We start from the raw sequence: 12903 nt of genomic DNA, 5'->3' as shown, positions 1-12903 counted from the left end.
TGCAGCGAGAGGGCGCGAGCTCATCATTACATGCCGAGGCGGCCCTCTTGAGCATGCAGGTTGACGTACTTCGGCAAGTGGAAGATATCCATCGCCATGCTGTACAGACGCCGGGCGCTCGTAAAGTCGCCGCTTTCGAAATAGGCGTCGCCAAGGGCTGAGGCGAAGTCACTGCCGACGAAGCAGTCGCCGACGTCGCGAAGTTCTTCGAGGTAGCGAGTTTCGATTTCCGGCGCGCGCTCCGGCGCGGAGCCGAGCACCGTTACGGCGTATGCGACCCAGTAGCTCGGCTTCCAGGGAGCGATTTCGGCGGCTTCGCGCCACGCTTTTTCGGCGGCGCCGCGCTTGCCGTGGGCGCTGAAGCCGGTGGCGGTGTGGCCCATGATTTCCGCGAGTAAGGCACGCGGCGCGGCGGCGCTGTCGGCGTCAACGAAGGGGGCGAGTTCGTTGCGAGCGCGATCGACGTCGGCGGCTTCGAGATACTCGGAGGAGACAAAGTAGGCGGCGTAGGGGCTGCGAACAAGCTGGCGATAGTCGAGCCGGCCGCGGGCTTCCCAATAGCGTTTGGTGAAGCCGAGAGGGGGCATCGACTGGCGGGCAAGTTCGAGCGCGTCGGCGGCTGCGACAAAGTCGTTTCGCTCTTCGAGCAGCTCCGCCTGAGTCCAGTGGTACTCGGCGACCCAGCGCGGCCACGTGGCGGCGAGCGCGAACAGGGCGCCGACGCCGACCCAAACGCCAGTGTAGGCGAAGCGGCGTTGCCAGTTGGTGCGATTGGTCGCCACGGCGCCCATGATGGCGGCGCCGACGAGCCAGGGGCCGTACATCCAGTAGTTAAGCGGCACGAGCAGCGGGTGCGTCGGTGCGAGCAGATCGATCTTGCCGGTTTGACCGCCGAACGCCTGCATGCGATCGGGCGCGCGGACGGTCATCAGATCGGTATGTTCCATCCGGTAGACGGTGCGGAGCATGCTGCGACCGCGGATTTCGCTTTCAAAAAACTCGTACAGACCGGGATGGTTCCAGAGCGTTACCGCCAGGGCGGGAATGCTCACGGCGATCAGCAGCCCGAATAGGTGCGGCATCCACCGCGGACGAATGAACGCCACAGGAATCGCGACGAGCACGATGGCGAGCATCGGGATCGCGATGCTGTCGACGCGCCATTCGCGGGGTGCCTTCGCGACGTACTCCGGCAGGAATCGCGAACTCGCCGAGTTGTTCCACGGGATGTGGGGGCCGCGGAAGTCGCGACTAACCGACGACCGCAGCCACGGGCCGGTGATCAGAATCAAGCAAGTCACGAGCACCGTGAACGTCAGTCCGCGATTCGACAGCGCAGCGCCAGCACACCAGCTAAATAGCCGGGCGTACAGACTCCAACAGGCGATGAAGAATCGTTTGACGTAGTTCATGCGGCGGGAAGGGCGAGCAGCGACGATTTAGAAACCGGACATACTGGCTTGAGCAACATTGCCCTCGCCGCGGCGAGTCCAGCCGCGCCAATCGGCGTTCACCAGGTCGTCTTCTTGCAGCGAGTCGTGGCCGTAGATGACGACCTCGTCACCGATTTCGAGGCCTTCGAGGATCTCGACTTCGCCCGTGCCGATCGTTTCGCCGGTGCGGACTTCGCGAATCTTTGCCTTATCGCCTTCGAGGATGAAGACCATCGCCTTCTTCTGCTTCTTGATAAGGGCGACGGCGGGGATCGAGGTGGCGCCCGGCTTCATCGATTTCACGCGAGCGAAGCCCGAGATGCCGGCCTTGATGCGATTGCCGGGGTTGGGGATCTCGAGCATGATCGGCAGCACGCGGGTCTTCGTGGAGACGATCGGTGCGATGCGGATCACCTTCGCTTCGAAGGTTTCTTGCGAGAAAGCGTCGAGTTCCACTTCGGCGGTTTGGCCGACTTGGAGCGAATCGAGCCGTTCCATCGGGAAGTCCATTTGGACGTAGATGGGGTCGAGGTCGTGGACGACGGCGACGATCGTGCCGTCGCCGACGCGCATCTGCGGGACGACGTTGACTTCCTGGATGACGCCGTCGATCGGAGTGATCATCTTGCAAAGTTCAAGGTCGCGCTTCGACATGGCGAGTTCGAGCTGAGCCGTTTCGTAACCGACTTCGGCTTCGGCGACTTCGAGTTCGGTGATCGCCTGACGCTTGTTGAGGCCCTTGTAGGCTTCGAGCGTCTTGGTCGTTTGGCGGACGGCGGCTTCGCGCTGACGGACGGTGTGCTCGAACAGCCCGGGGAGGAACGTCACCAGGACGTCGCCCTTCTTCACTTCGCCGCCTGCTTCGCAATTGACGTCGAGAACTTCGCGGTCGATCACCGAGGAGGAGCGGAGCGGGATGGTCACCGTCGCCGATTGGGCCGGGAACGTCACAGCGGTGCCGCCAATCGTTTCATCGAAGTCGCGGGCCGCCACTTTGATGGTGCGGACGGGGATCGGCTTGCCGCGGTGACGGGCCGCATCGGGATCCCAATCGGCCATCGCGTCGCGGGCCCGCAACTGCCACAGGCCGATGAGAACAACGGCGCAGCCGAGCAACAGCAATCCACTGGTCCAACGGATGAATGTCTTCATGAGGGAGATACTCCAGAATCCTTTGCTCCCGCGTCCGGGAGGGTCTAAATGTTGGTGTCTTTCGCGTGCCTGAGCAGATGGTTAGTTGGGGATTGCGTCGGCTGTCTCGGCGACAGCGACGACGGCGGCAGGTTCAAGGCTGGCGACGATCGCCGGTTTACGAAGCGAGCGCCAGATGCGCTGCAGATCGGACCACGGAACGATGCCGCTGAACAGCGCCACGATCGCGTAGACGATGCCGCCGGCAATGCCGGCGATGATCACGCTGAGCAGCGAGGCGTCGTGATCGGCGTAGGGCCACATAATCAGCGTCATTGCAACGGCAGCGGGTGCTGGACGGAGGAAGTCGAGCCAGTTGGGCGATTTGACGCCGAGTCGATGGAGGGCCAGCGCTCCGCCGATGCAGAGCGCGATTTCGCCGAGGATGTTGCCAATGCAAGCGCCGTAGAGGCCCCAAAGCGGGATGAGCGCCGCTTCGAGGCCGAGCTTCACCGCAAGCGTCCAGCAGATAAGCCGCCAGTAGGCCTTTTCGCTGTCGAGTGCGGTGAGGACGAAGCGGAGTTGGGCGTTGATGAAAATCAGGCCGGTAGACCAGATCAGAATCTGGAGCGGGCGGGCCGCATCGATGAAGTCTTCGCCGGCAGTGGCGAGGATGATCGGCTGGGCGGCCATGCTCAGGCCGATGCTGATCGGCAGCGAGGCAGCCCAGAGGATCTTCGTCGTTTTGACGAACAGGCGATTCACGGCGGCGAGATCGACCTGGGCCGCGCGGCTGAGCATCGGGAACGTGACCGAGACGATGATCTTCGGCAGCAGCTGCAACGGCTGCAGCGGCCGGGCGGCGATGCTGAACATGCCGACGATCGCCTGCGGCTTGAACGCGGCGAGGAGCAGCGTGTCCATCTGCATGAGGAACTGGCGGATGACGTCGCCGGCGCCGAGCGGAATCGATTCGGTCCACCAGCGCCGGATGATTTCGCGGTTCAAGCGGAAGCCGGCGCAGTCCCACTTGGTGAGCAGCGTCCACCAGATGATGATCGCGGCAATGACGTTGCTCGCGGCGTAAGCGATGAAGGCGGCCAGGGCGCCGCCGGTCGACGGGTGGACCCACAACCAGACGAACACGCAAAAACTACAGGTCTGCACGACCCGGGAGAAGTTCTCGTATTCGAAGCGTTCTAGCCCGCGGAGGGCGCTGGCGGCGAAGTCGAGAGCGTGCCGAGACCACATCGCCGACGCGGCGACGATCACCACCGCGAACGAAACGCGGTCGGTGAAGAACGACATCCACGGAACGGCGACCAGCATGAACAGCGTCGTCGAAACGCAGCAAACGACGCACAGGACGCCGAGCGACTCGGGAATGATCGTTTTCAGCCGCTGTGGATTGCGGGCGACGTGGCGAGTGAGGACCGTGGTCGTGCCCGCATCGGCGATCCAGTGGATCACCGCGGAGATCGAGAAGATCGTGAAGAACGTACCGATGGGCTGCGCGCCCAACCGTTGCGCCATGACGAACAGCGCGAGCATGTTCGAGGGAACGATGAGGATCGTCCCCACGGCGTTGAACGCGCTGTTTCGTACGATGCGGCCGAGACCCGATTCGTGCGCAGGCGCGACGGTCGGCGAATCAGACGCGGTTGGTGGAACGGAACGGCTCACGTGGCGGCACTCTCAGCGAAGAAACTGAACGTCGAACAGCGGTGAATTAATCGATGTAACCGAGCGCCCGGAGGCGTTCGTTGATCACGACTTTGTCATCATCCGTGTACGAGGCGTCGTCCTCTTCCGAGGCGGCGACGACGCCGGCAGCCTCTCCAACTGCCATGGGGGTCGCCGCGGCGCCTTCGAATATTTCGATCAGCGCCCGGCCATCCATGTCCGCCGGCGTCGGTACCCCAAGGAGGTGCAAGATCGTTGGCGCCACGTCGATGATGCGGGCTCCGTCGACCGTCTTCTCCGCAATCACTTGCGGTCCTTCGGCCAAGAAAATTCCGTTGTCGCGATGGCTTCCCGACTTGCCGGTGAAGAACGCGGAATTCTCCTGACGGTGCGGGTCGAGCTCCTCGATCCAAGCGAGGGACTTGCTCTTCGAACTGACGCGGAAGGCGTAGGTGTAATTTTGGTGCGTCGCCCATTTGACGACAATGTCTGGCGCTTCGTCGAGGCAGGCGCCGGAGTAGACTTCCTCGCGGCGGAAGGCCTTTTCGACCATCGACTCGCCCGTTTGCGGATGGCGCCAGGCTTCGAGCTTCGTGATCAGTTCGGTGCGGAGCGCTTCGTACTCGGCGCCGGGTTCGACGGTGCCTTGCGGCTGACGGCCCTTCAGGTTGATGCGAAGCGCCGGGTAGTACGGGTTCTCTTCGAAGAAGGCCTTCGTTTGGCTCCAATCGATGATGCCGTAGCGGACCTTCGCTTCGATGCCGCCGAGCTGAGCGCGGGCGAACCGCGAGAGGAACTTTTGGATGGAGTTCGGCAGCACGGCGACGGCGCGGAGCTTGAGTGCGTCGAGCCGCCGCGACATCCAGCGCGCCAGGCCGCCGCGGAAGCCGAGTTGTCCCTGTTCGCGGAGCCAGCAGTTCGGGTAGACGACCGCGTTGCTGACGCCGCCGAAACCGTGGTCCGACATCATCATCAGCGTCGTATCGTACGGCAGCAGTTCTTTGAGCTCGCCGAGTTGGCGATCGAGTTCTTGGTAGACCCGCAAGATGCTGTCGCGCATCGAGGCAGGTTCGGCCGTGTATTGCGGCGAGCGGGGGTCGCAGTACTTCCAGAAGTGGTGGGCCGAGCCGTCGGACTCGCCGAACAGGATCATCGCGCAATCCCATTCGTAATTCTGCATAAGGTACTTCGCCGTCGCGGCTTTGCGGCCGATGACGTCGATGATCTTCTGAACCGCGGCTTCCGCCCTGCCCTGGTTGATTTCTTGGATCGGGAACGATCCGATCGGGTGGCCGCCCAGTTCGCGGTCGAGTTCGTCGTACATGCTGCGGGGATACATGCCGCGGGCGTCGAGCTTTGAACTGCTGCCCCCGAGGCCAGCGGCGTCGAAGCCGCTGAGCATGACGCCGTTGACCGGTTCCGGCGGGAAGGTGCACGGGAGGGAGATCGAGATAACGCGTTTATCGGCGTCGCTGAGCAGCTTCCAAAACGAAGGCGCCCGCCGGTTGCCGCCGTTGACGAACTCAAGGTCGTACGTGCCGGGGGTTTGGCGGGTGAAGTCGTAGATGCCGTGCTTCGCAGGGTTCTTGCCCGTCATGAAGCTGGACCAAGCAGGGAACGTCATCGGCGGCAGCGTCGAGGCGAGCTCGCCGTGCGCGCCGTTGCGATAGACTTCCGCGATGTTCGGCAGCTTGCCTTCAGCGATCCACGGTTCGACCAAATCGAATGTGGCGCCATCCCAGCCGACGATGAAAACACGACTCATATCTGAAATTCCTCTCGGGCCGCCGAGTGCGATGGCTATTGGATGTATCCCAAGGCTTGGAGACGACGCGCGATCATCTCTGATTCGTCTTTCGAGAACCCGCGCGGGGCGTTGTCGACTTCGCTCACGGCGCCATCTTCGGTCGATTCGTAGCGAATCGGGTTAGCGGCGAGGAAGTCGGAATCAATCGCCTCGACCAGGACCTTGCCATCCATGTCGTCGGGAATCGGCAGACCCATTAAATACAGGACGGTCGGGGTCACGTCGACAATTTTGGCGTCGGAGAACGAAAATTCGGGCGAGATCGGACCGCCGCTGATCATGAAAACGCCGTCGAGACGGTGCGAGGCGGCGAACTCGACGCCTCCCTCGAGCGGCGCGGTCGAACGCTCGACGTTCGGCAAGCCGGCCGCGGCGGGCATGCTCTGATCGAGCAGGAACCCGTCGGTCCACCACGCGGGGAGCAGGTCGGGCGCCTTGCTGGAATGGGGGCCGTGGTAGAGCTCGCTGGGGCGGGCCAAGTGGGTGATCACCGGTTCGCCCGTTTGCGGATCGACGAGCGAGAGCATGATCTGCTCGATACGGTCGCGTAGTTCCGCCACTTCGCCTTCGTCCAGATCTTGCAGGCGGTTGAGCCAAATGGCGGGGCTGGAGCGGTACGCCTCGTTGACGTAGGCGCTCGTTTCGTCCCAGTTGATTTGCGTCTCGTCGAGCGTTTCAAACCAAGTTCGCAGCCGCGGCAGCATGCCGGCGATACGGCGCTTGGCGTCGGAGGAAAGCGTCGAGCGAATCATCCGGTCGAGCCACGCGGCGAGCGACTGCTTGAGCTTGCCAGGGGCGGAGCTTTCGACGAACTTCAGCAGCCCGGCTTCGGCGAGAATCTGATTGACGCGAACGCGGACGTTCGACATCGGGCCGAAGCCGTGGTCGGACATGATGACGACGATCGTGTCGTCGTCGCACTCGTCGAGGAGGATGCCGAGTTGTTCGTCGCAGTGGACGTAGGTGTCGAGGATGGCAGTGCTGAACTTCTCGGCGCCGGCGGCATCGTGCTTGTCGTGCGACGCATCCATGAAGTGCCAGAAGTGGTGCTGCACTTGGTCGGTCGATCCGAAGACGATCATGCGGAAGTCGCAGGGGCGTTGTTCGGACAGGAGCTGGAACGCCGTGGTGCGATCGCGTTCGCAGGCGAAGATGTCGTCGAGCTGGGCGCGACGGCGTTCGTCGGTCCGCATGTTGCCCAGATGTTGCTGATCGATGCGGTACTTAATGCCCGCCATCTTCAGCTCGGAGCGAACTTCGACCGGGTACATGAACGCGCTGAGGTCGTGCGGCGTGTCGAGGCCCGAGATCAGGAAGCCGTTGACCGGTTCCGGCGGGAACGTCATCGGGACGTTGACGACGCCGACGCGGCGGCCGTGGCGGCTGAGGCAGCCCCACAATGTTTCGCCGTCGCGGTAGGAGGCGTTCGTAAACTTAAAGCCGTGGTTGTCGTCGGGCTCGATGAAGTCGAACAGGCCGTGCTTGCCGGGGTTCTTGCCCGTCATAAAGCTCGACCAGGCGCACGGCGTGATCGGCGGCACGGTCGACTCGAGCGGGCTCTTCGCTCCGCTGCGCATGATGCGGGCGAGGTTCGGGAGTTTTCCTTCCTCGATCCACGGCAGCATCAGGTCGAACGTCGCGCCGTCGAGGCCGACGATCAGCACCTTGTAATTAGGCGTAGGCATTGGCCTGCATCTCCTTGGATTCACCGTCGAACGCTTCAAGTTCGTCGGATTGTTCGATGTTCGGAACGACACGGGCCGGGCGGGCGGCAATATCGTTCCAGCGGCGCGTCGTGCGCAGCAAGTCGAGGTACACGTTGCAAAGTTGGGCGGCGGCCGCACGGCGGTCGTGCCGTGCGCGGACGAACTGGTGGCCCCCCTCGGCAATCCGATTACGGAGCGCGTCATCCTTGAGAACCTGCACCAAGGCGTCTCCCAACGATTTCGGAGTGTCTTCCGATGCGAGCCAGACGTGCTCGCCATGCGACAGCCGGCTGCACGAGCTGGCGTACATCACGCAGGGGCGCTTGGCCGCAAGGTAATTAAGCAACTTGATCGGGAACCCTGGCGCCTTGGGTCGCGGGACGACGGCGAGGTCGCACATCGACAGCAGCTTGAGGCCGTCGTCGAGCGAGCGCGGGACCATCATCATCACGTTGTCTTCGATGCCGAGGGCCCGGGCATGCTCGCGGAGGATGGCTTCGTTTTCGGCATTGGGGACGTTGGTGAGCAGCAGCAGTTTCGCCCGCGGGAAGCGCGGCAGGACGTGCACCATTGCTTCCAGCAGCAAATCGAGGCGCTGGAATTTGTCGATGACGCCCGAGTAGAGGATCACCGGCTCGTCGGTCAGGTTGAATGCTTGGCGAAGCGCCGTCCGGTCGCCGACCGGCATTGCGTCGAAGTTGACGCCGAAGTTGAGAACTGCTTCGGTTCGCTTCTCCAGACCGCGAGCGTAGAGGAATTCTTGCAAGTTGACGCTGTGGGGGATGCAGCGATCGCCAATGCGGGGGACGGTACGGTCGAGGAGCCAGGCGAGGCCGTTGGCCATCCGCTTCGAGCGGAAGAAGTTGTAGCTCGCGAGTTCGTCGCCCATCGCGTTGTGGGCGCTGTAAACGATCGGCTTGCGGACGAAGGGGTGGCAGCAGGCGGCCACGAGTGCGGCTTCGTAGCCATGGGCATGGATCAGGTCGACCTTGTTCCGCCGCAGCACCTGCAGCGTCTTGAGCACCATCTGAAAATCGTACAGCGGCCGATACTTCGTCGGACCGACCTTGACGGTGCGTTCGCCGGTCCAGTCGGGAATGCGGTGGAGATGAACGTTCCGCAGCGGCAACTCTTCGCCGATGTGGTAGGTGACGACGTGCACTTCGTGGCCGCGCTCGGCGGTGGCTTCGACGAGTTCGCGAATCGAGCCAGGCGTGCCGTGGTTGGCGGGGAAGGGACAAGCGGCGAGGACGCAAACCTTCAGCGGCGGTTCCGGTCCGACGACGCCGCTCTCGGAGACGGCGGCGGGGAGCGAGCGAACGTGCTTCTTGCTGGGACGCAACGTGTTGATCATGACTCGCGCTCCGAATGGGTTGCGGAGGATGAAGGCGTCGATCGACGACCGACGCCGGCGATGCGTGAGGCGGGAAGAATCGATTTCGTTCGAATTGGCGAGGACGCGCGATCCTCACATGGAGTTTGACGCGTAGCCGATGCGCGGACGCCCGATGAAGGCCCGTAAATCCGCTGCGCAGAATCTAAATAAGACTCGACGCATGGAAATAACTGCTTCGAGGCGTAGAGGCGGACGACCCGAGAGGGGCGTTGTCCGCTTCTGTGGTGACGCAACGAGGTCACGGCACTACCTTCCGCAAATGGGATCGGCGTGAGCAAAGCAATTTAGAAATGGACTGGAACCGCGGAGCGGCGCGGCGATTACTGACGAACGAGGTATGCCGACTGATCTGTGGAGATCGTACGGCGGGTTAGGTTAGGGACGTGAGCTTGAAGCCGGTAATCGCGCGTCAGTGCGCAGACGTTAGGACGGCGTAACGCTCACATGCGGGGGGATGGTGGTGCCTCTTCCCAACCAAGCAGGGGCCATTGAACAGCATTGCGGAGTCAATAGCAATAGTTCGCTCGCAAAGAAAGCAAACGTCGCGCCAGAAAATTCCGTTTGGGCGTTTGCACTACGCGCTGGACGCGCAACGACCAATTCAGTTAGCGCCTGTTCATCACTTCAATAGGGATGGCGGCGGCGGCGCGGCTCGAACTTGGCTGGGAATCTGCTCATCGAGCGAGCAGCAACTGCCGCGAGACTGCGCGATCGCTTGCCCGCAAAAGACTTGCACCGGGCCGGCGAGCGAGTACAACAGCGAGAAAGATTTCTACGCTCCCTGAAAGCCACGACTGGGCATATCACTTGCGGGCGGCATGGCGGCCACGCGAGATGCGGATGAAGCGCGGGGGCGGCGCGAATCACTATATCTGTAGTGGTTTATGGCATTGCGACAATAGTTCGAGTGCCGATTGTGATCCGATCGATTTCACGCTGAGATGATTATGTCGACAGCCACCGCCGAGTTTCTGACCATTGTTTCCGGCCTGCCCCGTTCGGGAACCTCGATGATGATGCGCATGCTGGAGCATGGCGGACTCAAGGTGATGACGGACGAAATCCGCACCGCGGATGACGATAACCCGAACGGGTACTACGAGTTCGAAGCCGTCAAAAAGACGTCAGAAGACGCCTCTTGGCTGGAGGGCGCTAACGGCAAAGCGGTCAAAATGGTGTACCGCCTGCTGTACGATTTGCCCGCCGACCGGACGTACCGCGTGCTGTTCATGCGGCGGGAACTCGACGAGATTTTGGCGTCTCAGCAGGTGATGCTGAACCGTCACAGCGCGGGCGACGCGGTTTCGCCGGAGATGATGGCGAAGCTGTTTCGGTCGGAGATCGAGCGGTTTTACGATTGGGCCGCCAAGCAGCAACACATCGAACTGATCGACGTGAACTACAACCAGATGCTCGCGAATCCCGCGGCTGAAATCGGGCGGGTAAACGAGTTTTTAGGCGGGATCTTAGACGCTGCGGCGATGCAAGGCGTGGTCGATGCGTCGCTTTATCGCAATCGCAAAGAGTAGAAAAAGAACGGCGGGCCGAGCGAGCAGCCCGCCGTTTTCAATATTATCAGTTCGCCGCGTTTGCGACCGCTCAGTCCATCGCGTTGAACTCGTCGCCTTGGTAGATCTTCAGCCAGCTCGCTCCGGCGCGATTGGCGATGGCGAGTGCGGAATCGAAGTCGCCGCTGAAGCGGGCGACGGGGCCTCCCTCGCCGTTTACTCCGGCGACGGAAGGACCGACCATTTCAAAGCCCACGCTGCAGCCACGGCGGGCCATCGCGACGACGATGGCATGGTGCGGAGCCGATTCCTGCGTGTTCGCCTTGAGGGCGCAGTGCGAGACGTTCGCCTGCATTGGATAGGTTTGATAGAGGTGATTGAAGACGGCTTGCGTGATGGACCCGTCCTTGCCGCCGGGAGCGATGCCGCCGTCGGAGATGAGACCGCACTGCGGGAAGGCGGCGCCATACTGGTTAATGCACTGCATCCAGGCGAGGGCGACGTTCTCGGGCCGGTAGGAAGGATGCTGGAGCAGACCGTCGGCGAGGTGCATTTCGAGCGAACCAGAGGGGCCGCGCGTCGGGCCGCTCAGTTCGACGCCGACGAGGTTGGCGTCGCGACCGTAGCGTTGGCCGAGCATGGCGACCATTTGGCCGTGGGCGGCGAGCATTTTTGAATCCCATGGCAACGGCGCCGACTTGAACAGCGGGACGCCGAGCCAGAGGGGCGCATTGTTGCCGGTGTAGATGGCAAGGATGTAGGCTTTGCCGAGGCGGCGGGCACGCGCCGTTTGGCCGTCGAGGAACTTCCAGTTGTAGACCCCGGGGGCCGGATTGAGCGACGACCAACGCTCGCGGATGACGATGCCGGTGAAGGCGGGAGAGGCGAGCTTCACGTCTTTGATGTTTTGAGAGCCGACTTCCTGCATCACGAAGTAGCCGACTGGCTGGCGGACTTGGGCGACCGCAGAGAGCGGAGAGAGGGCGACGAGCGATCCGATAGCGAGTACAGCGCAAGCGAACAATTGCTTCATCATAGATCCTTCCAGTTCCTGTTCCGTGAGGCGGCCGGGCGGAGAAGAGAACGCTGAACTGCCCGGGGAGGCGAATTCTATGCAGGGCCGATCGCAGGGCTACGTTCGATTGCGGCAGTCCACCTCAAGAATTCCAGATTGAGTGACTTTACCCCCTCACGCGAGGGGCGTTTTCGTGCTGAGCGGCGAGTTCAGCGAGCCGCGGCGGCAAGTGTCCATTTCGCGTCAATTAAAGATATCACCATGATTAAAGCAATGACTGCAATGCTGGGCTATCTGTCGGCGCTCGCATGCGTCGCTTCCACTGCCGGCGCTATCGCTGCGGAAGGGGGCAAGCTGCGGGTTCCGGCGGGCTATTTTGCACTCCAACCGGGCGACCCTGCCGTGCTGCAGCCTGGAAATCGCCGGGTGATTTCGGCGGAGCAGCTGGCCCTGCCGCACTTGGCGGGGCTGACGATCCGGGCCCGCTGGAAATGGCTCCAGCCGGAGAAAGGAAAGATCGACCTGTCGTTCCTTGAGGAGCAAGTGAAGCGGTGCCACGAGGCGGGCAAGCCGTATAAGTTGCTTGTCATGACCGGGGCCGGTTGTGCGCCGGAGTGGATCGGCGGAGCGTGGTACCGCGGGGCGCCGGTGCCCTGGTCGCCAGAGTTGGCGGCAAGTTACGGCGAACTGGTGAAGGCGCTGGGCGAGAAGTTCGCCGCCGATCCGCTGCTGGTCGGCGTCCACATCACCGGGCCGACGTTTCCGAGCGCCGAGATGCACCCTGCCCCGGGGATCGTGCAAGTGGCGGGGTACAGCGATCGGGCGATGACCGACGCTTGGTCGCGATCGATCGCCGACTATGCCGCGGCGTTCCCTGATACGGCATGCATTCTGTCAATCAGCGTCCGGCCGCCGGCGAACCGATATCTTGGGCAGGTCGTCGCCGCCGGGAAGAAAGCGCTCGGCGAGCGCTTCACGCTGGAGCACAATGCGCTCAAGGCGTCGACGCAGCCGATGGCGCCCCACCACTTGTTCATCGCGCGGGAGGCGAAGGCCGGCACGCGCGTCGGTTTCGAAATGGTCTCGGCCGCCGCGAACAGCGCTCCGAGATTTGGTTCGAAGGATGTGATGGACGGGATCGCAGTCGGCAAGGCGGCTGGCGGGACGTACTTCGACGTTTACCCGCCGGATCTGGCGAACCTGCGCTAGGGCACGCTTGGCAAA

Annotated in this window: 9 protein-coding genes; 2 read left to right on the top strand and 7 right to left on the bottom strand. The window is 62.7% G+C overall.

Features of this window, described 5'->3' with window-relative positions:
* Positions 1–26: 26 nt before the first annotated feature.
* The 6 genes from PLANPX_RS15105 to PLANPX_RS15080 form a co-directional block, all read right to left on the bottom strand.
* Positions 27–1412 carry a hypothetical protein gene (locus PLANPX_RS15105; RefSeq protein WP_152099533.1) on the bottom strand — a complete coding sequence of 462 codons (1386 nt, stop codon included), beginning with the start codon at positions 1410–1412 and terminating at the stop codon, positions 27–29.
* 27 nt (positions 1413–1439) lie between these two features.
* On the bottom strand, positions 1440–2585 hold the full coding sequence (locus PLANPX_RS15100; RefSeq protein WP_152099532.1) for an efflux RND transporter periplasmic adaptor subunit: 1146 nt from the start codon (positions 2583–2585) through the stop codon (positions 1440–1442).
* 81 nt (positions 2586–2666) lie between these two features.
* Positions 2667–4247 carry an oligosaccharide flippase family protein gene (locus tag PLANPX_RS15095; RefSeq protein ID WP_152099531.1) on the bottom strand — a complete coding sequence of 527 codons (1581 nt, stop codon included), beginning with the start codon at positions 4245–4247 and terminating at the stop codon, positions 2667–2669.
* Between the two features lie 46 nt (positions 4248–4293).
* A complete protein-coding gene (locus tag PLANPX_RS15090; RefSeq protein ID WP_152099530.1) occupies positions 4294–6012 on the bottom strand; it encodes an alkaline phosphatase family protein in 1719 nt (572 codons plus the stop codon).
* A gap of 35 nt (positions 6013–6047) precedes the next feature.
* Positions 6048–7739: an alkaline phosphatase family protein gene (locus PLANPX_RS15085; protein ID WP_172992088.1), complete on the bottom strand. Its 1692-nt coding sequence runs from the start codon at positions 7737–7739 to the stop codon at positions 6048–6050.
* Positions 7726–9114 carry a glycosyltransferase family 4 protein gene (locus PLANPX_RS15080; RefSeq protein WP_152099528.1) on the bottom strand — a complete coding sequence of 463 codons (1389 nt, stop codon included), beginning with the start codon at positions 9112–9114 and terminating at the stop codon, positions 7726–7728. Before PLANPX_RS15080 ends, PLANPX_RS15085 begins: the two co-directional genes overlap by 14 nt.
* A 989-nt stretch (positions 9115–10103) precedes the next feature.
* Here PLANPX_RS15080 and PLANPX_RS15075 point away from each other — a divergent pair.
* Positions 10104–10685, top strand: coding sequence for a sulfotransferase family protein (locus tag PLANPX_RS15075; RefSeq protein ID WP_198421739.1), 582 nt, complete (start codon positions 10104–10106; stop codon positions 10683–10685).
* A gap of 70 nt (positions 10686–10755) precedes the next feature.
* Here PLANPX_RS15075 and PLANPX_RS15070 read toward each other — a convergent pair whose 3' ends face one another.
* Positions 10756–11700, bottom strand: coding sequence for a hypothetical protein (locus PLANPX_RS15070; protein WP_172992087.1), 945 nt, complete (start codon positions 11698–11700; stop codon positions 10756–10758).
* Positions 11701–11940: 240 nt separating this feature from the next.
* On the opposite strand from PLANPX_RS15070, the gene PLANPX_RS15065 reads away from it, so the two are divergent.
* Positions 11941–12888 carry a hypothetical protein gene (locus PLANPX_RS15065; protein ID WP_152099525.1) on the top strand — a complete coding sequence of 316 codons (948 nt, stop codon included), beginning with the start codon at positions 11941–11943 and terminating at the stop codon, positions 12886–12888.
* The last annotated feature ends 15 nt before the right edge of the window (positions 12889–12903 follow it).

The sequence above is a fragment of the Lacipirellula parvula genome (assembly GCF_009177095.1).
GTDB classification, from domain to species: domain Bacteria; phylum Planctomycetota; class Planctomycetia; order Pirellulales; family Lacipirellulaceae; genus Lacipirellula; species Lacipirellula parvula.
The sequence above is the reverse complement of the archived record's forward strand: the minus strand, read 5'-3'. Positions and strand labels throughout refer to the sequence as shown.